Below are 23,568 nucleotides of genomic sequence, written 5' to 3'. Positions count from 1 at the left end.
TGTCAGCCTCCTCCCAGCGGAAGTCAGTACCCTAGCCGGCCGCGGAAGTACTCGATCGTGCGTCGGAGGCCGTCTTCGGGCGTCACGGTCGGCTCGTATCCCAGCAGCTCGCGAGCGAGCGTGAGATCGGGGCGCCGCATCTCCGGATCGTCGGCGGCGCGGGTGATGTAGCTCACCTCGGAGCTGCTTCCGGTGAGCGACACGATCGTCTCGGCCAGTTGCCGCATCGACATCTCGTGCTCGGTGCCGCAGTTGATCGGGCCGGTCTCGGTCGAGTCGAGCAGCAGCAGGATGCCGCGCACCAGGTCGTCGACGTAGCAGATCGACCGGGTCTGGTTGCCGGTGCCGTGCACGGTGATCGGCTCGCCGCGCAGCGCCTGCGAGACGAAGGTCGGGATGGCCCGGCCGTCGTCCGGCCGCATCCGCGGACCGTACGTGTTGAAGATCCGGACGATCGCGGTGTCGGTGCCCCGGCTGCGGTGGTAGCCCATGGTGGCCGCCTCCGAGAACCGCTTGGCCTCGTCGTAGACGCTGCGGATGCCGATCGGGTTGACGTTGCCCCAGTACGTCTCGCGCTGCGGGTGCTCCTTCGGGTCCCCGTACGCCTCGGAGGTGGAGGCCATCAGGAACCGGGCGCCGTCGGCGGTGGCCCGCTCCAGCAGGTGCAGGGTGCCCACCGAGCCGACCCGCAGGATCTCCACCGGCAGCTTCTCGAAATCGGTGGGACTGGCCGGGGAGGCCATGTGCAGGATCGCGTCGAACCGCTCGGCCATGGCCGGATGCTCCGTGGGCAGCCCCTCGGAGATGTCCGCCTCGATCAGCGTGAAGGTCGGCTTGTCGAGGAGGTGCGCGATGTTGTCCTTGGAGCCGGTGACGAAGTTGTCCAGCACCACGACCGTGCAGCCGCGTTCGATGAGCCGGTCGACCAGGTGCGACGGGACGAACCCGGCGCCGCCGGTGACGAGGATGCGATGTCCGGAGCCGAAGCGGGGAGCGACCTTCATGCCGGCCAGCCTACTCAAGCCGGTGGGCCGGAGCCGCCGACGGCTCCGGCCCACGCGGGTGGGGGGGTGTGTCAGTGCGCGCCCGCGCCGGTGAGCGAGCGCACCTCCAGCTCGGCGTACTTCTCCTCGTCGTGCTCCTTCGACACCAGCGTGCCGATCCAGCCGCAGAGGAAGCCGATCGGGATCGAGATGATGCCCGGGTTCGACAGCGGGAACCAGTGCCAGTCGTGGTCGGGGAACATGGCCGTCGGCGCCCCGGAGACCACCGGGGAGAAGAAGACCAGCACCACGGCGGCGAGCAGGCCGCCGTAGATCGCCCAGACCGCGCCCGAGGTGTTGAACCGCTTCCAGAACAGGCTGTAGAGGATCGCCGGCAGGTTGCCCGAAGCGGCGACCGCGAAGGCCAGCGCCACCAGGAACGCCACGTTCAGGCTCTGCGCGAAGATCGACAGCACGATGGAGATCGCGCCGATCACCAGGGCGGAGATCCGGGCGACGTTCACCTCCTGCCGCTCGGACGCCTGGCCGTTCTTCATCACGTTGGCGTAGAAGTCGTGCGCCAGGCTGGACGAGGAGGCCAGGGTCAGCCCGGCGACGACCGCCAGGATCGTGGCGAAGGCGACCGCCGCGATGATCGCCAGCAGCGTCGCGCCGCCGAGATCGCCGCCGAGGAACTTGATGCCCAGCGCCTCGGCCAGCTGTGGCGCGGCGGTGTTGCCGGCCTTGTCCTGCGCGGTGATCGCCTTGCCGCCGACCAGCGCTGCCGCGCCGAAGCCGAGGGCGAGGGTGAGCAGGTAGAAGGTGCCGATGATGCCGATCGCCCAGAGCACGCTCTTCCGGGCCGCCCTGGCGGTCGGCACGGTGTAGAAGCGGATCAGGATGTGCGGCAGGCCGGCGGTGCCGAGCACCAGCGCGATGCCCAGCGAGAGCAGGTCCATCTTGCTGTAGAAGGTCTTCAGCGCGTCGCCCGGTGTCTCCACGCCGTAGCGCAACCCCGGTTCGAGGAAGGACGCACCCTTGCCGGACTGCTGTGCGGCGTCACCCAGCAGCGAGGACAGGTTGAACTTGTAGTGGGCCAGCACCAGCAGGGTCATGACGATCGCGCCGGTCATCAGCAGGAACGCCTTGACGATCTGGACGTACGTGGTGCCCTTCATCCCGCCGACCGTGACATAGATGATCATCAGGGCGCCGACCAGGATGATCGTGGCCACCTTCGCGGTGTCCGCGTCCATGCCCAGGAAGGTCGTGCCCGGCTTGATGCCGAGCAGCAGGGCGACCAGCGCGCCCGCGCCGACCATCTGGGCCAGCAGGTAGAAGATCGACACCGTGATGGTGGAGACCGCGGCCGCGGTCCGGACCGGGCGCTGGCGCATCCGGAACGCCAGCACGTCGGCCATCGTGTAGCGGCCGGAGTTGCGCAGCAGCTCGGCGACGAGCAGCAGCGCCACCAGCCAGGCGACCAGGAAGCCGATCGAGTAGAGGAAGCCGTCGTAGCCGTACAGGGCGATGAGGCCGGCGATGCCCAGGAAGGACGCCGCAGACATGTAGTCGCCGCCGATGGCCATGCCGTTCTGGAAACCGGAGAAGGACCGGCCGCCGGCGTAGAAGTCGGTGGCGGTCTTGGTCTGCCGGCTGGCCCAGACCGTGATGGCCAGCGTGATCGCCACGAAGACCAGGAAGAGCGTGATGGTCAGGTTCCGGGCGGTGGTGTCGCCCGCCTCAGCCGCGAGGACCGTGCTCATGGGTCACCTCCCCGATCTCGTTGCGGATCCGGTCGGCGACCGGGTCGATCCTCCGGTCGGCGAACCGCGAGTAGAGCCAGGCGATGACGAACGTGGAGACGAACTGGAGCAGGCCGAAGACCAGGGCGACGTTGATGTTGCCGACCAGCTTCGTCCCCATGAAGCCCCGCGCGTACGCGGAGAGGATGACGTAGAGCGCGTACCACAGGAAGAACGCGACGGTCATCGGGAAGACGAAGCCGCGCAGCGCGCGCCGCAACCCGGCGAACTCGTCCGACCGCTGGACGGCGAGGTACCGTTCCGCCGCCGACTCGGCGGGTGCGGACGCGGGTGTGTCCGTGGACATCTGTGGATCACCACCTTCGCAGGCGTGGGGGAGTTTCGCGCACGGTAGAGAGCGCGCTCCCCGCCGGGGAAGGCTCGGATCGGCCGTGGTCGACGGCTGCGCCGAACGGCGGTCCGGCTGCGCCGAGTGACCCAGGTCACTCCGCTCAGCGGTCGGTGGTCAGTCGGTCAGCCCCCGGTAGCGGCCGCGGTAGTGCAGCAGCGGCGCGGTCTCCTCGGCCAGGTCGACCGTCTCGACGGTGGCCTCGACCAGCAGGCCCCAGCCGTACTCCCGGGCGGTGTCGAGCCGGCATCCCGCCCACCCGCCGGCATCGGCGGGCACCGGACCGTAGGGGGTCTCGGTCCAGGAGTCGAGGGCGAAGAGGCCGCCCGGCGACGGGAAGAGGCCGGCGAACCGGTCGGCGAGCTGCCGGTGCTGGGGGCCGAGCGGCGCGACCGCGAACCGCCCGGCCTCGTCGACCGCCGCCCACAGGTCCGACTCCGGGTCGACGAGCCCGAGCAGCCGGTCCGGCTCCCCCTCGGCCACCAGGGTGGACGAGACGGTCAGCCCGGCCGGGCCGGGCGCGGTCCAGAGCGTCACCGGGGCGGCCAGCCGACCCCGCAGCCGGCGGACCGGGGAGCGCTGCCCGCTCGGCACGGCGAACGGGTCGGTGTGGTGGATCTCGGCGCCCGGCTCATGATTCACGTGAAACATTGTGCCGCCCCACCCCCGCGCCCATCCGAGGAAGCGGTCGTGCAGGTTGCGGGCACCGGGAAGTTGTTCGGAGGCCTCCGCCATCAGGCGACCGAGGTAGAGCAGCAGCGCGGCTACTTCGAGCCCTGTCTGGTCCCCGGCCTCCTGCAAACCGAGGAGTACGCGCGATCGGTCGCCTCGGCCGGTGGCCTGTACCGGAGCGATCGGATCGAGGAGTTGGTCAGCCTCCGCATGAGCCGGCAGCACCTGCTCCACCGGGAGGATCCACCCGAGTGCGTGTTCGTCATCGACGAGAGCGCTCTGCGCAGGCCCGTCGGGGGGCCGGCAGGCATGGACCGGCAGCTCGGCCGGTTGGTCGAAGTGGCCGAGCTGCCCCAGGTGCGGTTGCATGTCCTGCCGCTCGATGTCGGCGCACACGTCTCGATGGGCGGTGGCTTCGTGCTCGCTGAGCTTCCCGGAAGCGACCGCCTGCTCTGTCTCGACAACGCCGCTCGCGGTCAGATCGCCGACTACCCGGAGTGGATAGGCTTGGTGCAGCGCAAATGGGAGCGTCTGCTTGGTGAGGCGCTCAGCGAAAGGGCCTCTCTCGATCTGATCAACAAGCTGAAGGTGACGCCATGACGAGTGTCGCGCCCCGCTGGCGCAAGTCGACCCGGTCGGCCAACGAGGGCAACTGTGTCGAGGTGGCGGGCAACCTGCCCGCGGTGGTGCTGGTGCGGGACAGCAAGGATCCGTCCGGGCCGGCGCTCGCCTTCACCCCGGACGCCTGGCGCGCCCTGGTCACGAGTCTCCGCCGGGCCGATCTCGACTGAGCGGCCTACGCTGCCGGGCATGTCCCTCGTCTCGCCGCAGCAGCTCGCCCAGGACCGCGTCGTCAGCGCCGACGCCATCCTCGGCGGACAGGTCGACCTGCGCGCCTACCCGCACCGGCACCTCGTGGTCACCGCCAAGCACTCGTGGGGGCGCAGCGGGTTCCGGCCGCTCATGGAGGCCGTCGAGCACCTGTCCCACTACGGCTGGGAGCTGGTCAACGTGACAAGCGTCGGCGACGGCCACCACCTCTACGCCGCCATGCGCCGCACGGCCTGACCGGGCTACGCGGCCAGGGAGCGGCGGGCGGCCGCCAGCACCTCCGGGTCGGCGCAGCCGGCGGCGTACCCGGCGATCCGGCGGCGGATGTCGCGGCGCAGCAGCCAGACCCCGACCCGCTCGGCGACCGGGCGCAGGAACGCCGGCCGGCACCGGAAGTTGTACCGCCATGTGGCCACGGTCGTGCCCGGCTCGGGGCCCGGCGCGAACCGCCAGCCGCCGCCGAACCGCTCGAAGAACCAGGGCCCGCGGACCATCTTCATGCCCACGTTCGTGGGCGGCGCCCAGGAGACGTACTCGCTGACCATGACGAGGCCGTGCCGGGACCGGGTGAAGGTGCGCACACCCTTGCCGGGCCGGGTGGCGCCGTCGACGAAGTGCTGCTCCCGGACGAAGGGATCCCAGCGGTAGCGGACCGGCGCGACGGTCTGCGACACCGCGAAGGCCAGCTCCGGGGGGACCGGGACGGTGGTCACCGCCTCGACGACCGGCATCAGCGCCTCGGGGTGACAGCGGTCAGCAGCTCCGGCTGGCGGCGGTCCAGCGCGTCCCCGGCCAGGTACGCGCCGAGCAGCGCGGCGCCCAGCCCGTAGGCCAGGCCGACCGGCAGGGCCAGCCAGAGCCAGACGTCGCCGAGCAGCGCGGCGGCCACCACCAGCGGCACGGCGGCCGCTGCCGAGGTCACCATGGACAGCAGGGTGAGCAGGCTCTTGGCGATCCCGGCGCCGGTGTTCATGGCGAACGGGTTGCTCGTCTCCGGCAGCGCGTAGCCGCCGAGCACCGAGACGGTCGCGTTGATCGCGAGCCCGCACCCGTACGCGGCCAGCAGCCCGCCGGCCATCACGCCGAGCCAGCCGGGCCGCCCGAGCACGACGGCCAGCACCACGGCGACCGCGCCGAGGATCGGCACCACGTAGAGCGAGAACGCGACCATCCGGGCCCGCAGCTCCACCCGGCCGGGCACGCCCGCCACCACGTTGGCCGCGTACGCGCTGCCGTCGAAACCGAACTGGTTGGCCAGCGTCACCGAGGCGAGCACCCCGACGAAGAGCATCGAGAGGCTGACCAGCACGGGGGACGAGTTGGCCGTGGCCTCGCCGAACGCGGCCCCGCCCTCGGTGGCGACCCGGGAGCCGCCCAGGTTGACCATCACCGGCACGAAGATGCCGACCACCGCCACGGTGATCAGGTTGGCCCGCCGCCGGGCGTCCCGCCACCAGTAGCGGCACTCCCGGGCGACCAGCGCGCCGAACCGGTCCCGCCGGGCCCAGCCGACGGCCCGGGGGAAGAGCTGCCCGACCGCCCCGCCGGCTACCGTGCCGCGCCGCTCTCGCGACGGCCCGGCGCTCGCCGTGCCGACCATCGCCGACTCCAGCGACCGTGACCACCACAGCAGGAGTGCGCCGATGGCCGCCACGGCGATCAGCAGCTTCAGCACGGCGGCCCAGGCCCGGCCCTCGGCCACGTCGACACCGGCCGTCCAGGGCGCCCCGAACGGGGTCCAGCCCACCACCCGGGCCACCCCGGTCAGCCGGTCCCAGTCCGCCTGCTGGACCGCGGCGATCACGAACAGCTGCAACGGGCCGAGCAGCGCGGCGAGCACCGCGAGCAGCACGGCGGCCAGGTCGCGTACCCGGCGGGAGCGGAGCATGGTGGCGAAGGCGCTGGTCATCGCCCGGGCGGCGGCCACACAGAGCAGCAGCCCGAGGAGCACCCCGAGCGCCGCGACCAGGGCGGCGGCCCAGCCGCCCAGCATGCCGGCGGTGACCACCAGCCCGGCTACCGTGACCAGCGTCGCCAGCACCGGGACGCTGACCAGGGCGGCCGCGAAGAGACCGGTGACCAGGGCGGGGCGGGAGAGCGGGAGCAGGGCGAACCGGGCCGGGTCGAGGGTCTCGTCCACGCCGAAGAAGACCAGCGGAAAAAGCAGCCAGCCGAGGGTCAGCAGCCCGCCGCCGAAGGCGGCCGTCAGCAGCGCGTAGCGGGACTCGCCGGCCAGGCCGGGCGCGGCGAACAGGAAGAAGCCGCCGACGGCGAACCAGAGCCCGAACAGCGCGCCCACCACGAACAGGGCGATCCGCCAGGCCTGACCGCGGAAGTTGTTGCGCAGCACCCGCAGCTTGAGCCGGACGAAGTGCCGGGGCGAGACGGCCCGGTCCGGCCGCTCGGCGGCGGTCACCGGGACAGCCACGACAGCTCCTCGCCGGTCGCGGTCCGCCCGCCGACCACCTCGACGAAGACCTCCTCCAGCGACCGCTCCCCCCGGACCTCGGCGAGCGTGCCGACCCGCTTGATCCGGCCGTCGGCCAGGATCGCCACGTGCGAGCAGAGCCGCTCGACGACCTCCATGACGTGACTGGAGAAGATCACCGTGCCGCCGCCCACGACGTAGCGGTGCAGGATGTCGCGGATCAGGGCCGCGGAGACCGGGTCGACCGCCTCGAACGGCTCGTCCAGCACCAGCAGCCGGGGACCGTGCAGCAGCGCGCAGGCCAGGCCGATCTTCTTCTTCATCCCGGCCGAGTAGTCGACGACCAGGGTGCGGCCGGCGTCGCCGAGCGCGAGCACGTCGAGCAGTTCCGCCGCGCGCTGGTCGACCACCGCCGGGTCCATGCCGCGCAGCAGCCCGTGGTAGGCCAGCAACTCGGCCCCGCTGAGCCGGTCGAAGAGGCGTACGCCGTCGGGCATCACGCCGAGCAGCCCCTTGGCGCGTACCGGATCGGCCCAGACGTCGTGCCCGAGCACCCGGGCCTGGCCGGCGTCGGGCCGCAGCAGGCCGACGGCCATGGACAGGGTCGTGGTCTTGCCGGCCCCGTTCGGGCCCAGCAGCCCGTAGAACGAGCCGGTCGGCACGTCGAGGTCGACGCCGGCGACCGCGACCTTGGCGTCGAACCGCTTGGCCAGGCCACGGAGGGACAGCGCCGGGTGCTGATCGGTCATGGCCCGACGGTAGCCCGCCGTAACCAGCGATCACTCCCGCCGGAGGAGGATCTTCCGGTCCTACCTGAGCGGTACGGTTCGGTACCCACCAGCCCGCCGTACCGGCAACCGCCCTGAGGAGGAGGCCACCGATGGTCGCACCGCCCCGTTCCCGTGCCCAGCGCTGGAAGGACACCCTGGACCGCCTGGACCGGGACGTGGACGTCTGGGTGGCCACGGCCGACCCGGCCGACGGCACCCCCTACCTGGTGCCGCTCAGCTTCCTCTGGGACGGGGAGACGCTGCTGCTGTCCACCCCCACCGAGAGCCCGACTGGCCGCAACCTGCGGGCGACCGGTCGGGTCCGTCTCGGCGTCGGCCCGACGCGGGACGTGGTCCTCATGGAAGGCACCGTGGAGACGATGCGCGCCGACGAGCTGCCCGACGGGGTCGGTGACGCGTTCGCGGCGAAGACGGGCTTCGACCCGCGCCGGCTCGGGGACCGCTACCGGTACTTCCGGGTGCGACCGCACCTGGTGCAGGCCTGGCGGGAGGAGAACGAGCTGGCCGGGCGGGATCTCATGCGGGACGGTCAGCAGATCGCCGAGTGAGGGGCGGCGCCGCCGTCCGGCGACCGCCGACGACCTAGAGGCGCAGCGTCTCCGGGGTGTGCAGGCGGAGCATCGTGACGCCGACGTCCCCGGGCAGCCGCCGCCGGGTGGCCATCGACACGGCCACCATCACGGTGAACGCCAGCGGCACCGTCCACGCGGCCGGCTGGGTGGTGAGCGTGGCCGGCCAGCCGGACAGCGGCGGGCCGAGCACGGTGAGCAGCACCGCGCCGATCGCGGCGCCGCCGCCGACCAGCACCCCGGCGGCGGCGCCCAGGTCGGTCAGGCCGCGCCACCAGATGCCGAGCACCAGCAGCGGGCAGAAGCTCGACGCGGCCACCGCGAAGGCCAGCCCGACGACCTGGGAGACGTCCAGCCCGGAGACGTTCAGCGCGAGCACCGCCGGCACCCCGCCGGCGATCACCGTGGCCAGCCGGAAGCCGCGCACCGAGCCGCGGCCGAGGACGTCCGTGGAGATCACCCCGGCCACGCTGGTGAGCAGGCCGGACGACGTGGAGAGGAAGGCCGCGAACGCCCCCGCGGCGACCAGCGCGGCGAGCAGCCGCCCGGTGGTGCCGTCGCCCAGGGCCGCGCCGGGCAGCAGCACCACCACGGCGTCGGTCTGGCCGGTGACCAGTAACTGTGGCGTGTAGATGCGGCCCAGCACGCCGTAGATCGTGGGCAGCAGGTAGAAGACGCCGACGAGGGCCAGCACCACCAGGGTGGTGCGCCGGGCGGCCGCGCCGTCGGGGTTTGTGTAGAAGCGCACCAGCACGTGCGGCAGGCCCATGGTGCCGAGGAAGGTGGCCAGGATCAGCGAGTACGTGCCGAACAGGCCCCGGTCGTCGTCGCCGGCCGTGTCCGGCAGCAGCCAGTCGCCGACGTCGGTGGCCGCGCCGGAGACCTCGGGCACCGGGTCGCCGGCCGCGAAGTCGAGGCGGTCGCCGGGGCGTACCTCCCGGACGTCACCGTCGGGCAGGGTGAGCGTGGCGCGGTGCTCGACCACCACGGTGGTCGCGGTCCGGAACGCCGGCCCGTCGGGCGGGGTCACCGCCGGGCGGGCGTCGGCCTGCCACTGCAACGCCAGGAAGATCGCGGGTACGGCGAGCGCGGTCAGCTTCAGCCAGTATTGAAAAGCCTGCACGAAGGTGATCGCCCGCATCCCGCCCAGCGCCACGTTCGCGGTCACCACCACGGCCACGAGCAGCGCACCCACCGGATAGGGCGAGCCGGCCACCGTGGCCAGGGTCAGCCCGGCGCCCTGGAGCTGCGGCACCAGGTAGAGCCAGCCGATGAAGATCACGAAGACGGTGGCCAGCTTCCGCAGGCGCCGCGAGCCGAGCCGTACCTCGCAGAAGTCGGGCAGCGTGAACGCCCCGGAACGGCGCAGCGGGGCGGCCACGAAGAGCAGCAGCGCCAGGTAGCCGGCGGCGAAGCCGACCGGGTACCAGAGCACGTCGACGCCGTACTTGAGGATCAGCCCGGCCACGCCGAGGAAGCTCGCGGCCGACAGGTATTCCCCGCCGATCGCGGCGGCGTTCCAGGTCGGGCTGACGGCCCGGGAGGCGACCAGGAAGTCGGAGGTGGTCCGGGCCAGCCGCAGGCCGTAGAAGCCGATCCCGACGGTGACCAGGGTGACCGCCACGATCGCGGGAACCACGTAGCCGTTGCCCATCAGCGCTCCGGCCGCTGGACCAGGTCGGTGAAGTCCTGCTCGTTGCGTTCCGCCAGCCGCACGTACGCCCAGCCGACGCCGATGAGGAACGGGAAGGCGGCCACCCCGAGCAGCAGCCAGGGCAGGTTGACGCCCAGCACGGTGACCCGGCCGACCGAGGGCGCGATGGCGAAGAGCCAGGGCAGCCCGCCCAGCCCGACCAGCACGAGCAGGCTCAGCCGCAGGGCCAGCGAGAGCTGGGCGCGCATCAGGCCCTGCACCAGCGTCTCGCCGACCCGGGTCTGCTGGGTCAGCTCCGAGCGGGTGCGGTCGGCGCGGCTGCGCGGCCGGGTCACCTCGGCCAGCACGACGCGGGTCCGCCGGGGCGGCTGCGGGGCGCGCGGGGCGGGGACCGGAGGCGCCTGGTCGGGCCGCCCCGGGACTTCCTGCTCCTCCGCTCCGGTCATCCCCGGCAGTCTCGCCTGATCAGCGGGAATGTCAAGGGCACGGGGACGGCCCTGTGCACAACTTGTGGATAACGCCTCACACCTGTGGACAACTCGGTGGATGACGGCCGCCTCGTTGTGGACGACCGAGGGGGGTGTCAGGGCGAGCCGGTAGAGAGGAGGTGTGACGGTGACCAATCCAGCTCGTTTCGGCGGCGGCGCCTGGACGGTCGACGACCTCCAGGAGGCGTTCACCCGGGCGCTGGCCGCGCCACGGCGTTTCGTCAGCCTGGAGAACCCGGAGGCGTGGCTGCGCCGGGTGGCGGTGAACGTCGCCCGCAGCCGGCACCGGCGTCGGCGGCTGTTCGACACCATGATCCGCCGGCTCGGGCCACCGCCCGTGGTGGCCGACCGGTCACCCGAGCACCTGGCCCTGCTCGCGGCGCTGCGAGGGCTGCCTGAGGGGCAGCGGCAGGCGTTGGCCCTGCACGGTGCCGGCCCGGGTCTGGCCTGGCTGTACGACCGCGACGATCCCTCCGATGCCGGTCCGGATCACGTGATCGTCACCGCCGACGGCACGACCTGGAAGCGCTTCGGGCTGCCGCACTGAACTGGCGTCGGCGCGGCACCCACCCACAGGGCCGCGCCGACGCCGGATCTCATTCCAGGCCCACCCGCACGGGGTGGGCCGTCGCCGAACCGAGCCAGGTGTGCGGGTTGCCGAACCAGCACCAGCCGAGCTTCGGGGCGCCCTGGCTGATCCAGAGCGCCGGCACCCGCTTGTCTCCGCAGCGGGAGCCGACCAGCGAGAAGCACCGGTTGCCGGCCAGCGCCGGCGGGTGCAGCGTGACGAAGGCCAGGCCCTCGTCGATGGTGATCGGCAGCCGGTCCCGGGCGGTCATCTCCGCCAGTGCGGTCGACGGCGGCAGGTTCCGGTACTCCTCACCCCGATCCACGTCGAAGAGCAGGTACGCGGGCCCGGCCGGCACCTCCAGCTCCTTGATCGGGTCGAACGTCGGCAGATCGTCGGCCGGGAAGTTCCGGTCGAGGATGCCGGGCTTCCGCTTTCCGGCGAGCGTGGTGAGCGCGATCCGCTCCTGGACGGGCACCAGCTCTCGGGTGGTCACCAGCAGGAAGGGCACCCGCCCGTCGGTGGGCTCGGCCAGGTCGGCCGCCCCGGTGACGGCCGCACCGCGCAGCGGCGCGAGCAGGCCACGGAAGGCGTCCTCGGTCAGCCCGGCCAGGGCCGGGTAGCCGAGTTGGACGAGGCGGTCGAGTTGACGGTCGAATTCGGTCGCGGCGTCGTAACGGCTGTCGGGCATGCGGCCTCCATCTGTCGTACGGCGTCCCGTACAGCGTACGACAACGGGCGGCGTATTCCCGAGCGGCAGAAGAATTTCTCGGGTCAGCGGTTCCAGTCCTGCTTGGCCGCGCGGACCAGCTTGTCCTTCAGCTCGCGGGTGTGCCGGCGGCTCACCGGCAGCTCGGCCCCGTCGATCACCACCACGTAGCCGGAGTTAACCAGCCGCAGCTCGGCGATCAGCTTGAGCTGCACCAGGTAGGACCGGTGGACCCGGACGAACCCCGCGTCGGCCCAGCGCTCGGCCAGGGTGGCCAGCGAGACCCGGACCAGGTGGGAGCCGTCCGCCGTGTGCAGCCGGGCGTAGTCGCCCTGCGCCTCGACCCAGCGCACCGCCGAGCGGGGCAGCATCCGGGTGGTCCCGGCCAGCTCGATGGGGATGGTGGGGTCCTCCTCGGCCCGGGCCAGGGCCGCCGGGTGCGAGGGGACCACCCGGGAACCGATCACCCGGCGCAGGGACTCGGCCAGCCGCTCGGCACGGACGGGCTTGCGCACGTAGTCCGTGGCGCCCAGGTCGAAGGCATCCACGGCGCCGTCGTCGTACGCGGTGACGAACACGATCGCCGGCGGCCGGGCGAACCGGCGCAGCACCCGGGCCAGCTCCATGCCGTCCAGGCCGGGCATCCGGATGTCCAGGAAGACCACGTCCACGTCACCGTCGCGCAGCACCCGCAGCGCCTCGGTCGCGTCGCCGGCCGTGTGCAGCCGGGCCACCCGCGGATCGGCCCGCAGGTGGTACGCCAGCTCGTCCAGGGCCGGCGGCTCGTCGTCGACCGCCAGCACGCGGAGAAACCCGGTCACGTTCATGAGGTCGCCCGTACGCCGGGATGGAACTTCGGCACCCGCATGCTGACCTTCGTACCCGAGCCCAGGCCCGTCTCGACGACCAGGCCGAACCGGTCCCCGAAGGCCGACCGGAGCCGCTCGTCGACGTTCGAGAGGCCGACGTGCTGGCCCGGGTCGTCGGCCGGGTCGCTGCCGGCGCCGGCCAGCTCGGCGATGCCGGCGGTCAGCGTCGTCGGATCCATCCCCACCCCGTCGTCCTCCACCGTGATGTGGCACTCGGCGCCCGCGTCCCGGGCCTCGATGCTCACCATGCCGGTGCCCGGCTTGCGGGACAACCCGTGGCGGACCGCGTTCTCCACCAACGGCTGGAGGCAGAGGAACGGCAGGGTCACCGGCAGCACCTCCGGGGCGATCTGGAGGCGCACCTGGAGCCGCTCGCCGAAGCGGGCCCGCTCGATCGTCAGGTAGCGGTCGATCGAGCGCAGCTCCTCGGCGAGCGTGGTGAACTCACCGTGCGCCCGGAACGAGTAGCGGGTGAACTCGGCGAACTCCAGGATCAGCTCGCGGGCCCGCTCCGGGTCGGTCCGGACGAACGAGCCGATCGCGGTCAGCGCGTTGTAGATGAAGTGCGGGCTGATCTGGGCGCGCAGCGCACGTACCTCGGCCCGGGCCAGGCGCTCCCGGGAGGAGTCCAGCTCGGCCAGGGCGAGCTGGTCGCCGGCCCAGTGCGCGGTCTCCAGGGTCGCCTGCACGAGGCCCGGGGCCGGCTGCTCGTCGGCCACTGCCACCAGCGCCCCGACCACCCGGCCGTCGGCGCTCAGCGGCGCCACCACCGCGCCCCGGACCGGGCAGTCCACCAGGTCGCAGTGCAGCTCCGACTCGCGCAGCACGGTCGAGCGCCCGACGCCGACCGCCTTCCGGGCCGCCGCGAGCAACTGGTCGCCGTGATGCGCGCCCTGACCGTCGAGGGCGAGCAGGACCTCCCGGTCCGTGAGGGCCAGCCCGGCCGCGCCCACGAGGGCCCGCAGATGGCGTACGGCCTTCGCCGCCCCCGCCGCGCTCAGGCCGCCCCGCAGCGGCTCGGCGGCGAGCCCGGCGGTGTGCAGCACCTCGTAGGTGGCCCGCTGGGTGGCCGTGGCGATGCCCCGGCGGGCGCGCAGCCGCAGCACCGCCCACAGCGCCGCGGCCAGCGCGGTGACCAGCGAGACGACGCCGAACACGGCGGAGACGTTGCCACCCACGACACAGATCCTGACCGGTGGCGCCCGCCACGCCAACCCCGGCCGCCACGCCGGCCCGCCTACCACCCCCCGGGCGGCAGGGCCGGGGCGGCGCCGCTGAGCGGATCGGCCAGCAGCTCCGAGAAGGCCAGCTCGGCGGCGCCGACCAGGGTGGCGTCGTCGCCGAGCGCCGAGGTGCGCAGCCGTACCCGGTCCCTGGCCACGGGCAGGACGTTGGCGGCGATGCGGGCGCGGACCGGCTCCGCCGCGCCGGGATAGACGTCGCGCAGCATCCCGCCGAAGATCATGATGCCCGGGTTGAACAGGTTGATCAGGTTCGCCACGCCGACCCCGAGCCAGTCGCCGATGTGGTGCAGCGCCTCGCGGGCGGCCGGGTCGCCCCGGTCGGCGTCGGTCACCACGTCCCGCAGCGCCGCACGGCCGAACAGGTCGGCCGGCCGTCCCGCGGCGTCCAGCAGGGCCCGCTCGCCGACCTCCGCCTCCAGGCAGCCCTGGGAGCCGCACCCGCAGGGTCGCCCCTCATGCGGGTTGACCACCATGTGCCCCAGCTCGCAGGCGTAGCCGCCGTCACCGTCGAGCAGCCTGCCGCCGACGATGATCCCGCCACCCACGCCGACGTCGCCATGTAGGTAGATCATGTTCTGGAAGCCGACGCCCGCGCCGCGTCGCTGCTCGGCCACCGCTCCGAGGTGGGCCTCATTGCCCACCGGCACCGGCTGGGCCAGGCCCAGCCGGCGGCCGAGTTCGGCGCCGAACGCCTGGTCCACCCACCCCAGGTCCGGCCCGAACCGGACCGTCCCGTCGTCCGGCCGGATCATCCCGCAGTACGACGCGCCCACCCCGACACACACCGCCTCCGGTGGCGCCGCATCGTGCAGCTGACGACCGAACTCGGCGAGGACCTCGACCACCCGGTCGAGGTCGGCGCCCGCGCGGGGGCGGGCCGCCCACCTGCGGTCCAGCACCACGCCGCCCAGCCCCACGCGGGCGGCGGTCAGCCAGTCCACGGCGACATCGAACGCCAGCACGTACACCCTGGTGGTCTCGGGTCGGACCACCAGCGACGGCCGTCCGGTCCGGCCGGTGTCCGTCGGCGCCTCCTCGCGGACCAGCCCGGCGGCGGTCAGCTCCAGGGTCAGGGCCATGATGGTGCTGCGGTTCAGACCCATCCGCTCCGCGAGCGCCGCTCGGGAGACCGACCCGTCCAGATGGACGTGCCGGAGCAGGGTGCCGAGGTTGCGCCGCCGGATCTCCTCCTGGAGCAACGTGACCCCCTGCGTTGGTCGCTCCGCCGCCTAGTACGCGCCCTTGCGAGCGAGCACCACCCCGACGGTCCGCCACAGGATGCTCAGGTCGTAGGCCAGCGACCAGTTGTCGACGTAGTAGAGGTCGAGCCGGACCGCCTCGTCCCAGGAGAGGTCGGAGCGGCCGGAGACCTGCCACAGCCCGGTCATGCCCGGGCGGACCAGCAGCCGGCGCCGGACGTCGCCCAGGAAGTCACCGTCGTCGGCGGGCAGCGGGCGCGGGCCGACCAGCGACATCTCGCCCCAGAGCACGTTGATCAGCTGGGGCAGCTCGTCCAGCGAGGAGGCCCGCAGGAAGCGGCCCACCGGGAAGACCCGGGGGTCCTGCTTCATCTTGAACAGCATGCCGTCGGTCTCGTTCTGGTCGACCAGGCCGGCCAGCCGATCCTCGGCGTCGACGTACATGGTGCGGAACTTCCAGACCCGGAAGGTCCGCCCCTCGTGCCCGACCCGCGGCTGGCGGAAGAAGACGGGCCCGCGGTCGGAGATCCGGATGGCGATCGCGATCGCGACGAAGAGCGGGGCCAGCAGCACCAGGCCCAGCCCGGCGCCGACCCGGTCCATGAGGCTCTTGGCCAGCAGCGCCGGCCCGGACAGGGTCGGCTCCTCGACGTGCAGCAGCGGCAGGCCCTCGATCGGGCGGATGTGCACCCGCGGGCCGGCGATGTCGGTGAGCTGGGGCGCGACCACCAGGTCGACGCCGGATCCCTCCAGCTGCCAGGCCATGCGGCGCAGCTCGCCCGGCTCGGCGCTGGCCGAGCCGCAGACCGCGATGGTGTCCCCGCCGACCTCCCGTACCAGGGCGAGCACGTCCCGGCCGGCGTAGACCGGTACCGGGGTCTCGATGCCGCGGGCGGCGGCGTACCCGTCGGTGAGGTGGATGGCCACCGGGACCAGGCCCGCACCGGGGTTGCGGGTGACCGCCGTGTAGACCTCCAGGCACTCCGGCAGGGTGCCGACCAGCACCATCCGGTGCCCGGCCTGGCCGACCCGGCGGCGGACGGCGTGCAGCGTCACCCGGGCCAGCATTCGGACCAGCAGGATCAGCAGCATCGCCCCGAGCAGGGCGAAGCCGACCGTCCACCGGGAGAGCGAGTAGGTCTTCGTCGCGAACGCGATGAAGGAGACGGTGGCGGCGACCGCCACGCCGGCCCGGGTCACCCGCTTGAACTCGTCCGGCCCGAGGCCGAGGTAGCGCCGGTCGTAGGCCCGGTTGCCCCACAGGATGAGCAGCCAGCCGAGCGGCAGCAGCACGAACGCGACCGTGTAGAACCACGACTGGGGCGCGTGCCGGAAGCCGGAGTCGGCCTGCTCGAAGATCTGGATGGCCAGCAGGCTGGCCAGCGCCGCCGCGCCGAAGTCGAGCAGCAGCAGGATCGCGATGTAGGGGCGATGCCAGCGGGACACCCGGCGCCGGGCACGGGCCCACGCCAACCGGGGTACGCCGTTGTGCGACGGCGGAGTCGGCGGCTGGATCTCGAAGCTGTCGACGTGCCGCACGCTCTCGCTCCGGCCTGTGTTGGTTACCGGGCGCTGGAGGCTTGTCGTCACCTCAACCAGTGTCCTCCCGCATGACGCGCGCCCTCACTCGCCGTGAGGGCCCGGGTCGCCCACCGTCCCAGTCTCCCACGCGCGCCCGGCCCGGACCGCCTCCCGAGGGAGAAGCCGTCCGATGGTGACTCGCGGAGATCTGGCCGACTTCGAGTCGTTGTGAAGCCGGGGACCGAGCCACTATACCGATGGATGGCGGCCCCGGTAGAGGCGCGGACTGGGACCTTCGGCGATCCCGGGGCGATTCCTCTCCGTAGTCGGGGAGTGTGGTTACTCACCGTACGAGGCGGGACAACCGTCGGTCAGCCAGCGGCTTGCCGCCGGTCTGACAGGTGGGACAGTACTGGAGGCTGGAGTCCGCGAAAGAGACCTCCCGCACGAGGTCGCCGCAAACCGGGCAAGGCAGGCCCTTTCGGGCATGCACCTTGAGCCCGGAGCGCTTCTCGCCCTTCAGCTCCGCGGCCCGCTGCCCCATCGAACGCCGGACCGCGTCGCCGAGCACCGTGCGGGTCGCCGCGTGCAGCGTGGCGAGCTGGTCGTCGGTCAGCCGGTCCGTGATCGCGAACGGGGAGAGCTTCGCCGCGTGCAGGATCTCGTCGGAGTAGGCGTTGCCGATGCCGGCCAGCACCGACTGGTCGGTCAGTACGCCCTTGACCTGACCACGGCGGCTGCGCAGTTGGGCGCCGAACGTGGCCAGGTCGGCGTCGAGGGCGTCCGGGCCCAGCTTGCCCACGCCCGGCACCAGCGCCGGGTCGGTCACCAGGTAGGCGGCCAGCTTCTTCTGCGTGCCCGCCTCGGTCAGGTCGAAGCCGGAGCCGTCGTCGAGGCGGACCCGCACGGCGATGGGGCCCTTGCCGGGGCGCAGCGGTGCGGCCGACGGGAACGCCTCCCGGTAGTGCAGCCAGCCCGCCCGGGCCAGGTGGACCACCAGGTGCAGGCCCTCCTCGAACCGGACGTCGAGGAACTTTCCGTGCCGGCCCGCGCCGGTCACCGCCCGCCCCGCGACCGCACTGGGCGGCGGGTCGTACGTTTTCAGCGCGCTGATCGCGGCGACCTCGAACCGGTCGACCCGCCGGCCGACCGCCCGCTCGCGCAGGTAGCCGGCGAGCGCTTCCACCTCCGGTAGTTCAGGCACGACACAACGGTAGCCTTCTTTCCCGTGAGAATCGTGGTGGCGCACAACCGGTACCGGGAAGCCCAGCCCTCCGGCGAGAACACCATCGTCGACGCGGAGATCGCCCAGCTGACCGCGGCCGGTGTGGAGGTGCTGCCGTTCCTGCGCAGCTCCGACGAGATCCCCGCGATGTCGAAGCCGGCCAAGGCGCTGCTGCCGATCTCGCCGATCTGGGCGCCGAAGGCCCAGCACGACCTGGACCGCCTGCTCGCCGAGCACCGCCCGGACGTGCTGCACCTGCACAACCCGTACCCGTTGCTCTCGCCCTGGGTGGTGCGGACCGCGCACAAGCGCGGCGTGCCGGTGGTGCAGACGGTGCACAACTACCGCCAGGTCTGCTCCTCCGGGCTCTACTTCCGCGACGGCGTGATCTGCCAGGACTGCCGGGGCCGGGCGCTGGGCGTGCCGGCGATCGTGCACCGCTGCTACCGGGGCTCCCGGGCGCAGAGCGCCCTGATGGCCACGGCGCTCGCCGTGCACCGCCCGACCTGGAAGTCGGTGGACCGGTACATCGCGCTCACCACGGCGGTCGCCGACCACCTGCGCGACTACGGCATCCCGGACGAGCGGATCGTGGTCAAGCCCAACGCGGTGCCCGACCCGGGGACCCCGGCGCCGCCCGGGGACGGGTTCCTCTTCATGGGCCGGCTCAGCCCGGAGAAGGGGCTCGACCTGCTGCTGACGGCGTGGCGGCGGCACCCGGTGGGGTCGCTGGGCCCGCTGCGGATCGCCGGCGACGGCGAACTGCGCGCGCTGGCCGAGGCGGCCGCCGCCGAGCGGCCCGACGTGGTCTACCTGGGCCAGCTCGACCGGGCCGGGGTACGGGCCGTGCTGGCCGAGAGCGCCGTGGTGCTGGCCACCTCCACCTGGCACGACGTGCTGCCCACCGTGATCATCGAGGCGCTGGCCAGCGGCCGGCCGGTGCTGGGCACCGCGCTGGGCGGCATCCCCTACCTGGTGGGCGCGGACACGCCCCGGGAGCCCGCCGGCACCGGCCCGGCCGAGGTGGCCACCGCGGCGCCCGGCGACGGGCACGTCTCCCTGCCCACCGGGGTGCAGCGCGGCGACGCCGGCTGGGTGGTCGCGCCCGACCCGGAGGCGCTGGCCGCCGCCCTCCCGGTGGCCCGGGCCGGCGCGGCGACGCTCGCCCCGGCCGCCCGCACCCGCTACGAGCGCACCTTCCACCCCGATGTGGTGACGAAGCGCCTCATCGACATCTACGCCTCGGTCACCGCCGCCGCCCACCGCTGACCCGGGCGGCTCCGCGTCAGCGGAGTGAGGCGCGGGCCGAGAAGGCGATGCTGGCCAGGAGGAAGCCGCCGTTGACGATCGTGAAGGCGACGATCACCCAGAGGGCGAGGGCGGGTGCCACGGTCAGCACCAGGCCGGCCAGGAAGATCACGGCGCCGTAGTCGCGGACCAGCTTCGCCAGGCGGACCGGGAGCGAGGTCGAGGTGACCATGCTGGCCGCGTTCGGGCCGGCCTGCATCACCGAGGTCACCAGGTTGACCATCCAGGTGCCGGCGAAGACCGCGATCAGCCAGGTCGGCGTCGACGGGCGCTGCGCCACGGCGGTCGCCCCGAGCGCGGTGACCAGGGCGATCTGGGCGGCCACGTCGCAGAGCACGTCGACCCGGGCGCCGGCCGCACTGCCCTGCCCGGTCACCCGGGCGAGCTGGCCGTCGGCGCAGTCCAGCGCGTACGCGACCTGCCAGCCGACCAGGGCGACCAGCCCGACGGCCCAGGCCGGGACGGAACCCGCCGCGACGTCGTCGGCGAGGGCGACCACGGTGACCGAAGCGGCCAGGCCGAGCACCAGGTTGGTGAGGGTCAGCGCGGTCGGGCGCAGCCCCAGCCGCTGGGCGACCAGCGCGAAGACCGCGCCGATCCACTGGCTGATCGACTCGCTGAACAGGCCGCCGCCCCGGTTGACCCGGTGGAAGTCGGCGACGGAGGGGTGGGACGGCTCAGCCGACGTGGTCGCGGAGTGCACCGGCGTAGTCTGCCAGCCGCTCCCGCGTCTCGGTAGGCGACATCGCCAGGTGTTCGAGGATGGTGTAGCGGTCCGGCCGGGTGGCCGGCGCGAACTGCACCGCCTCCACGAACTGCTCGTCGGTCAGGCCCACGTCGGCGGGGAGCCGGGGCAGGCCGTGCCGGGCCAGGCAGGCCGACATCTCGGTGAGCCGGCGTTCGTCGCCGCGGAGGAAGGTGCAGAACAGCGCGCCCAGGCCGGCCAGCTCGCCGTGCGAGGCGGTGCCCGGGTAGAGCGCGTCGACGGCGTGCATGATCTCGTGGCAGCCGCCGCTGGCCGGACGGCTCGTGCCGCAGACCGCCATGGCCAGGCCGGTGGAGATCAGCGCCTCGGCCAGCACGGTGACGAAGCCGTCGTCGCTCATGTCGCCCCGGTGGGCCAGCACCGCCTCGGCGCCCATCCGGGCCAGCGAGGCGGCGAGCCCGTCGACCGGCTCCCCGCGGACCTGCCGGGCCAGCTCCCAGTCGGCCAGCGCGCTGATGTTGCTCACGACGTCGCCGATGCCGGCCCGGTTGTGGCGCTCCGGCCCCGCCTCGACGAAGTCCAGGTCCACGATCACGGCGATCGGGATGTGCACCCCGTAGGACCCCTTGATGCCGTCGGTGACCAGGCTGGCCACCGGCGAGGCGATGCCGTCGTTGGCCAGCGCGGTCGCCACGGTGACCATGGGCAGGCCGCGCCGGGTGGCCGCGTACTTCGCCACGTCGATCGTCTTGCCGCCACCGATGCCCACCACCGCGTCGTACGACCGGGTGCGCAGCTTCGCGCCCAGGTCGTCGGCGGCGTCGAGGGAGCCACCGGCCACGGTGAACAGGTCCGCCGACCGCAGCGAGGGGTGCAGCAGCTCGGCGATCCGCTCGCCCTGCCCGGGGCCGACCACCACCGCCACGTCGCCGCCGGCGGAGATCCGCCCGTCGGCCAGGATCGCGGCCAGGTCGGCCACCGCACCGCGCCGCACGTCGATGTGCAGCGGGGTGAGGATCGTCCGGGCTAGTAGCGGCACGCGATCTCCCGCGCCCGGGCCAGGTCGGCGTGGTTGTCGACCTCGACCCAGGAGACGTCACCGATCGGGGCGGCCCGCACCTCGCCGCCCCGGTCGGCGAACTCCTGGTAGCCGTCCTCGTAGTAGAGGTTCGGGTCGCGCCGCCAGGTCGCCTCCAGGGCGTCGGCCAGCGCGCCGGCCACCTGCGGCTCGATCAGCGTCGCGCCGATGTACTCGCCGTACGCCTCGCCCGGGTCCATCAGCTTGGTGATCCGGGTGAGCTGGCCGGCCGCGTCGAAGATGGTCTTCATCTCCTCCTCGGCCAGCGTCTTGATGTTGTCGATGGCCAGCAGGATGCCCGGGCCGCGCTCGGCCAGCAGGGTCTTCTCCACGCTCACCGGGTGCACGGTGTCGCCGTTGACCAGCAGCACCCCCCGGGAGAAGTACTCCCGGGCCAGCCAGAGCGAGTAGGCGTTGTTCCACTCCTCGGCCTTGTCGTTGTGCACGAGGGTGAGCGTGACGCCGTACTTCTCCTCCAGCGCGGCCTGCCGCTGCCGGACGGCGTCCGCCGCGTAGCCGACCACGATCACGATCTCGGTCAGCCCCACCTCGGCGAGGTTGCGCAGCGCGATGTCGAGGATGGTGGTCTCCCCGTCGACCGGCACCAGGGCCTTGGGCAGGGTGTCGGTGTACGGGCGCAGCCGGCGCCCCGCACCGGCGGCGAGCACCATCCCGATCATGCCGGCACCATCCTCTTCTCGACTCCGTTCCACCCGGTGGAGGATATCGTCGCGCCACCGCCGGCCGTGGTTCAGCCCGGCAGGGCGGCCAGGTCGGCGAGCAGTTGCAGCCGTTCCCCGGCGGCGAGCACGGCCCACGGGCCGGCCGCCCGGCGATCCGTCTCCTGCTCGATCGCGAGCCGCTCCGCCCCGGCGGGCAGCTCGACGACGCTCGCCGCCGTGTGCCCCGCCGCGGTCCACGCCGCCGCGTGCGCGTCCGCGCGGTGGTAGCGCAGGGTGCCCAGGCGGTTGAGCAGCAGGACCCCGGGCGGCGTGCCGTCCGGCTCGTGCGGCGGCGCCATGGTCGCGAAGGCGCCGGGCCCGGCCGGGACGGAAGCGTGCGCCAGCACCTTGCCCAGGGCGGAGACCAGCCGCTCCACCCGCTCGTCGTGCCCGGCCCACAGTTCCTCGGTCACCTCGGCGTGCACGCCGAACAGCTCGGCCAGGAAGGCGAGCCCCCGCTCGGTGGCGCAGAAGCCGCCGTCCGGGAAGCGCTGGATCATCCCGTGCGCTACCTGCTTGTCGAGTGCCCGCCGGACGGTGGCCGGGTCGCGGTAGCGGGTCACCGCCGCGAAGCCCGCGGCGTCCACCGTGCCGCCCGGTGCGGCCAGCCGGGTGCGGAACTCCACCAGGAAGCCGGTGGCGGCCGGGCCGCCGTACCGGGAACTCAGCTCCGCGCCGCCGCCGTCGCGGCCGGCGAGCATGCCGGCGACGAACGTCCGGTCGATCGCCGGGGCGACCAGCCCTGCGAACCGGTGCGGCGGCAACTCGACGCCGTCGGCCCACCCGGCCCTTTGCGCCGGAGGTCGCGCCGCGCCGCGACCGGGAACGATCTCCCTCACAGACCGATCGAACGCAGGGCCGCGAAGCCGTTCTCGGCGATCCGCCGGATCAGCCCGTCGTTGACGTCGCGGTGCTCGTCGAGCAGGGCGACGTCCTGCTCGGCCAGCCACCGGTACTCGGTGTGCTTGCCCGCCTCCAGCCGGGGCCGGCTCAGGTCGCCGTCCACCCGGACCAGGAAGTCGGTCTCCACGCGGGTCAGCCCGTCGTCGCCGGTGTACCGGTATTCGCCGACCTGGCCGAGCACGTGCGAGACGGTCCACCCGGTCTCCTCGGTCACCTCCCGGCGCAGCGCGTCCTGCACCTCCTCGCCCGGTTCGAGGTGGCCGCCGACGATGTCCCAGCAGTTGGGGAAGAGGCGCCGCTCGGGGGACCGGCGCTGGATGAAGATGCGGCCGTCGTCGTCCACGATCAGCGCGCCGGCGCAGCGGAGGGGCTCGGTGGGCACCTCACGACAGTAGCGATCCCGCGCCGCTCGTGGCGATGCCCGGTCTTGTCCCGTTCCGCATCGATGGCCCACCATGTCCGTACCGAGGCCGCCGTCCCACAGGGGTGATGCGTGATGCAGGTACGGGAAGCGATGTCCAGTGAGATTCTCGTGGTCGGCCCGGAGCACACGCTCCGCCAGGCGGCCCGGATGATGTCGGCCCGCCGGGTCGGGTCGGCGGTCGTGATCGACCCGGATTCCGAGGGCATCGGCATCATGACCGAACGTGACGTGCTCAACGCGATCGGGGCCGGGCTCGACCCGGACGTCGAACGCACCGGAGCGCACCTGACCTGGGACGTGGTCTATGCGGGCCCGGACTGGACGGTGGAGGAGGCCGCCGTCGCCATGGCCCGGGGCGGATTCCGGCACCTCGTGGTGCTCGACGGCCGGGAGGTGGCCGGGGTGATCTCGGTACGTGACCTCATGCGCGTCTGGGCGCGGGAGCACACCGCATCCCGGGTCTGAACCGACGGTGGAAAGGGCGATGGCCCGGCCGTTACCGGCCGGGCCATCGTCGTGTCG

At 73.1% G+C, this 23,568-nt stretch carries 27 protein-coding genes; 7 read left to right on the top strand and 20 right to left on the bottom strand.

Annotated elements, in window-relative coordinates; translation table 11 throughout:
• Nucleotides 1-23: 23 nt before the first annotated feature.
• From ABZW14_RS21340 to ABZW14_RS21325, 4 genes are all read right to left on the bottom strand, one after another.
• On the bottom strand, nt 24-1,004 hold the full coding sequence (locus tag ABZW14_RS21340; RefSeq protein WP_355349083.1) for a UDP-glucuronic acid decarboxylase family protein: 981 nt from the start codon (nt 1,002-1,004) through the stop codon (nt 24-26).
• A gap of 71 nt (nt 1,005-1,075) precedes the next feature.
• Nucleotides 1,076-2,749, bottom strand: coding sequence for a cation acetate symporter (locus tag ABZW14_RS21335; protein WP_355349080.1), 1,674 nt, complete (start codon nt 2,747-2,749; stop codon nt 1,076-1,078).
• A complete protein-coding gene (locus ABZW14_RS21330) occupies nt 2,727-3,095 on the bottom strand; it encodes a DUF485 domain-containing protein (protein ID WP_355349077.1) in 369 nt (122 codons plus the stop codon). The genes ABZW14_RS21335 and ABZW14_RS21330 overlap by 23 nt, the downstream gene beginning before the upstream one ends.
• Before the next feature lie 159 nt (nt 3,096-3,254).
• Complete coding sequence (locus ABZW14_RS21325; protein ID WP_355349074.1) at nt 3,255-3,872, bottom strand: flavin reductase family protein; 618 nt, start codon at nt 3,870-3,872, stop codon at nt 3,255-3,257.
• On the opposite strand from ABZW14_RS21325, the gene ABZW14_RS21320 reads away from it, so the two are divergent.
• From ABZW14_RS21320 to ABZW14_RS21310, 3 genes are read left to right on the top strand one after another with little or no spacing between them, the layout of a single operon-like run.
• Entirely contained in the window at nt 3,828-4,409 is a 582-nt protein-coding gene (locus ABZW14_RS21320; RefSeq protein WP_355349071.1) for a DUF5753 domain-containing protein, read from the top strand. The two genes, ABZW14_RS21325 and ABZW14_RS21320, sit on opposite strands and share 45 nt — an antisense overlap.
• Nucleotides 4,406-4,600, top strand: coding sequence for a DUF397 domain-containing protein (locus ABZW14_RS21315; protein ID WP_355349068.1), 195 nt, complete (start codon nt 4,406-4,408; stop codon nt 4,598-4,600). The genes ABZW14_RS21320 and ABZW14_RS21315 overlap by 4 nt, the downstream gene beginning before the upstream one ends.
• A 19-nt stretch (nt 4,601-4,619) precedes the next feature.
• Nucleotides 4,620-4,877, top strand: coding sequence for a hypothetical protein (locus tag ABZW14_RS21310; protein ID WP_355349065.1), 258 nt, complete (start codon nt 4,620-4,622; stop codon nt 4,875-4,877).
• 5 nt (nt 4,878-4,882) lie between these two features.
• On the opposite strand, the gene ABZW14_RS21305 is transcribed toward ABZW14_RS21310, so the two are convergent.
• From ABZW14_RS21305 to ABZW14_RS21295, 3 genes are read right to left on the bottom strand one after another with little or no spacing between them, the layout of a single operon-like run.
• Complete coding sequence (locus ABZW14_RS21305) at nt 4,883-5,371, bottom strand: SRPBCC family protein (RefSeq protein WP_355349062.1); 489 nt, start codon at nt 5,369-5,371, stop codon at nt 4,883-4,885.
• Complete coding sequence (locus tag ABZW14_RS21300) at nt 5,371-7,068, bottom strand: ABC transporter permease (protein WP_355349059.1); 1,698 nt, start codon at nt 7,066-7,068, stop codon at nt 5,371-5,373. Before ABZW14_RS21300 ends, ABZW14_RS21305 begins: the two co-directional genes overlap by 1 nt.
• Nucleotides 7,053-7,817, bottom strand: coding sequence for an ABC transporter ATP-binding protein (locus ABZW14_RS21295; RefSeq protein WP_355349056.1), 765 nt, complete (start codon nt 7,815-7,817; stop codon nt 7,053-7,055). Before ABZW14_RS21295 ends, ABZW14_RS21300 begins: the two co-directional genes overlap by 16 nt.
• A gap of 131 nt (nt 7,818-7,948) precedes the next feature.
• On the opposite strand from ABZW14_RS21295, the gene ABZW14_RS21290 reads away from it, so the two are divergent.
• Entirely contained in the window at nt 7,949-8,407 is a 459-nt protein-coding gene (locus ABZW14_RS21290) for a pyridoxamine 5'-phosphate oxidase family protein (RefSeq protein WP_355349053.1), read from the top strand.
• 34 nt (nt 8,408-8,441) lie between these two features.
• Here the strand turns inward: ABZW14_RS21290 and ABZW14_RS21285 are convergent, their stop codons facing one another.
• Both ABZW14_RS21285 and ABZW14_RS21280 read right to left on the bottom strand, forming a co-directional pair.
• Nucleotides 8,442-10,082 (bottom strand): cation acetate symporter, encoded by a 1,641-nt coding sequence (locus ABZW14_RS21285; protein WP_355349050.1) that lies wholly within the window; start codon nt 10,080-10,082, stop codon nt 8,442-8,444.
• Nucleotides 10,082-10,528: a hypothetical protein gene (locus ABZW14_RS21280; RefSeq protein WP_355349047.1), complete on the bottom strand. Its 447-nt coding sequence runs from the start codon at nt 10,526-10,528 to the stop codon at nt 10,082-10,084. Before ABZW14_RS21280 ends, ABZW14_RS21285 begins: the two co-directional genes overlap by 1 nt.
• Nucleotides 10,529-10,697: 169 nt before the next feature.
• On the opposite strand from ABZW14_RS21280, the gene ABZW14_RS21275 reads away from it, so the two are divergent.
• Nucleotides 10,698-11,117: a sigma factor gene (locus ABZW14_RS21275; RefSeq protein ID WP_355349044.1), complete on the top strand. Its 420-nt coding sequence runs from the start codon at nt 10,698-10,700 to the stop codon at nt 11,115-11,117.
• Between the two features lie 49 nt (nt 11,118-11,166).
• Here ABZW14_RS21275 and ABZW14_RS21270 read toward each other — a convergent pair whose 3' ends face one another.
• The 6 genes from ABZW14_RS21270 to ABZW14_RS21245 form a co-directional block, all read right to left on the bottom strand.
• Entirely contained in the window at nt 11,167-11,829 is a 663-nt protein-coding gene (locus ABZW14_RS21270) for a DUF5701 family protein (protein ID WP_355349041.1), read from the bottom strand.
• An 83-nt stretch (nt 11,830-11,912) separates the two neighbouring features.
• Entirely contained in the window at nt 11,913-12,668 is a 756-nt protein-coding gene (locus ABZW14_RS21265) for a LytTR family DNA-binding domain-containing protein (RefSeq protein ID WP_355349038.1), read from the bottom strand.
• Between the two features lie 2 nt (nt 12,669-12,670).
• On the bottom strand, nt 12,671-13,894 hold the full coding sequence (locus ABZW14_RS21260) for a histidine kinase (protein ID WP_355349035.1): 1,224 nt from the start codon (nt 13,892-13,894) through the stop codon (nt 12,671-12,673).
• A 59-nt stretch (nt 13,895-13,953) separates the two neighbouring features.
• Complete coding sequence (locus ABZW14_RS21255; RefSeq protein WP_355349032.1) at nt 13,954-15,159, bottom strand: ROK family transcriptional regulator; 1,206 nt, start codon at nt 15,157-15,159, stop codon at nt 13,954-13,956.
• A gap of 30 nt (nt 15,160-15,189) precedes the next feature.
• Nucleotides 15,190-16,698 (bottom strand): sugar transferase, encoded by a 1,509-nt coding sequence (locus ABZW14_RS21250; RefSeq protein WP_355349029.1) that lies wholly within the window; start codon nt 16,696-16,698, stop codon nt 15,190-15,192.
• A 325-nt stretch (nt 16,699-17,023) separates the two neighbouring features.
• Nucleotides 17,024-17,884, bottom strand: coding sequence for a DNA-formamidopyrimidine glycosylase family protein (locus ABZW14_RS21245; RefSeq protein ID WP_355349026.1), 861 nt, complete (start codon nt 17,882-17,884; stop codon nt 17,024-17,026).
• Nucleotides 17,885-17,908: 24 nt separating this feature from the next.
• Here ABZW14_RS21245 and ABZW14_RS21240 point away from each other — a divergent pair, with 24 nt between their 5' ends.
• Nucleotides 17,909-19,174 (top strand): glycosyltransferase family 4 protein, encoded by a 1,266-nt coding sequence (locus ABZW14_RS21240; RefSeq protein WP_355349023.1) that lies wholly within the window; start codon nt 17,909-17,911, stop codon nt 19,172-19,174.
• A gap of 16 nt (nt 19,175-19,190) precedes the next feature.
• Here the strand turns inward: ABZW14_RS21240 and ABZW14_RS21235 are convergent, their stop codons facing one another.
• From ABZW14_RS21235 to ABZW14_RS21215, 5 genes are all read right to left on the bottom strand, one after another.
• The gene (locus ABZW14_RS21235) at nt 19,191-19,916 is read right to left on the bottom strand and encodes a CDP-alcohol phosphatidyltransferase family protein (protein ID WP_355349020.1); all 726 of its coding nucleotides are present in this window, start codon (nt 19,914-19,916) and stop codon (nt 19,191-19,193) included.
• Complete coding sequence (locus ABZW14_RS21230) at nt 19,891-20,958, bottom strand: iron-containing alcohol dehydrogenase family protein (RefSeq protein WP_355349017.1); 1,068 nt, start codon at nt 20,956-20,958, stop codon at nt 19,891-19,893. The genes ABZW14_RS21235 and ABZW14_RS21230 overlap by 26 nt, the downstream gene beginning before the upstream one ends.
• Nucleotides 20,946-21,677 (bottom strand): phosphocholine cytidylyltransferase family protein, encoded by a 732-nt coding sequence (locus tag ABZW14_RS21225; RefSeq protein ID WP_355349014.1) that lies wholly within the window; start codon nt 21,675-21,677, stop codon nt 20,946-20,948. Before ABZW14_RS21225 ends, ABZW14_RS21230 begins: the two co-directional genes overlap by 13 nt.
• A gap of 71 nt (nt 21,678-21,748) precedes the next feature.
• Complete coding sequence (locus ABZW14_RS21220) at nt 21,749-22,558, bottom strand: hypothetical protein (RefSeq protein ID WP_355349011.1); 810 nt, start codon at nt 22,556-22,558, stop codon at nt 21,749-21,751.
• Entirely contained in the window at nt 22,555-23,004 is a 450-nt protein-coding gene (locus tag ABZW14_RS21215; protein WP_355349008.1) for an NUDIX domain-containing protein, read from the bottom strand. Before ABZW14_RS21215 ends, ABZW14_RS21220 begins: the two co-directional genes overlap by 4 nt.
• A 114-nt stretch (nt 23,005-23,118) precedes the next feature.
• On the opposite strand from ABZW14_RS21215, the gene ABZW14_RS21210 reads away from it, so the two are divergent.
• Nucleotides 23,119-23,511, top strand: coding sequence for a CBS domain-containing protein (locus tag ABZW14_RS21210; protein WP_355349005.1), 393 nt, complete (start codon nt 23,119-23,121; stop codon nt 23,509-23,511).
• Nucleotides 23,512-23,568: the final 57 nt, after the last annotated feature.

Source organism: Micromonospora sp. NPDC004551 (assembly GCF_040609975.1).
GTDB lineage: Bacteria > Actinomycetota > Actinomycetes > Mycobacteriales > Micromonosporaceae > Micromonospora.
This window is presented reverse-complemented; position numbering and strand designations above follow the sequence as displayed.

Excerpts from the sequence above, each read along its gene's own strand:
- ABZW14_RS21315 (WP_355349068.1), top strand. The coding sequence starts at position 4,406 with ATGACGAGTGTCGCGCCCCGCTGGCGCAAGTCGACCCGGTCGGCCAAC.
- ABZW14_RS21225 (WP_355349014.1), bottom strand. The coding sequence starts at position 21,677 with ATGATCGGGATGGTGCTCGCCGCCGGTGCGGGGCGCCGGCTGCGCCCG.
- ABZW14_RS21335 (WP_355349080.1), bottom strand. The coding sequence starts at position 2,749 with ATGAGCACGGTCCTCGCGGCTGAGGCGGGCGACACCACCGCCCGGAAC.
- ABZW14_RS21305 (WP_355349062.1), bottom strand. The coding sequence starts at position 5,371 with ATGCCGGTCGTCGAGGCGGTGACCACCGTCCCGGTCCCCCCGGAGCTG.
- ABZW14_RS21325 (WP_355349074.1), bottom strand. The coding sequence starts at position 3,872 with ATGGCGGAGGCCTCCGAACAACTTCCCGGTGCCCGCAACCTGCACGAC.
- ABZW14_RS21330 (WP_355349077.1), bottom strand. The coding sequence starts at position 3,095 with ATGTCCACGGACACACCCGCGTCCGCACCCGCCGAGTCGGCGGCGGAA.
- ABZW14_RS21290 (WP_355349053.1), top strand. The coding sequence starts at position 7,949 with ATGGTCGCACCGCCCCGTTCCCGTGCCCAGCGCTGGAAGGACACCCTG.
- ABZW14_RS21270 (WP_355349041.1), bottom strand. The coding sequence starts at position 11,829 with ATGCCCGACAGCCGTTACGACGCCGCGACCGAATTCGACCGTCAACTC.
- ABZW14_RS21340 (WP_355349083.1), bottom strand. The coding sequence starts at position 1,004 with ATGAAGGTCGCTCCCCGCTTCGGCTCCGGACATCGCATCCTCGTCACC.
- ABZW14_RS21285 (WP_355349050.1), bottom strand. The coding sequence starts at position 10,082 with ATGGGCAACGGCTACGTGGTTCCCGCGATCGTGGCGGTCACCCTGGTC.
- ABZW14_RS21295 (WP_355349056.1), bottom strand. The coding sequence starts at position 7,817 with ATGACCGATCAGCACCCGGCGCTGTCCCTCCGTGGCCTGGCCAAGCGG.
- ABZW14_RS21210 (WP_355349005.1), top strand. The coding sequence starts at position 23,119 with ATGCAGGTACGGGAAGCGATGTCCAGTGAGATTCTCGTGGTCGGCCCG.
- ABZW14_RS21280 (WP_355349047.1), bottom strand. The coding sequence starts at position 10,528 with ATGACCGGAGCGGAGGAGCAGGAAGTCCCGGGGCGGCCCGACCAGGCG.
- ABZW14_RS21310 (WP_355349065.1), top strand. The coding sequence starts at position 4,620 with ATGTCCCTCGTCTCGCCGCAGCAGCTCGCCCAGGACCGCGTCGTCAGC.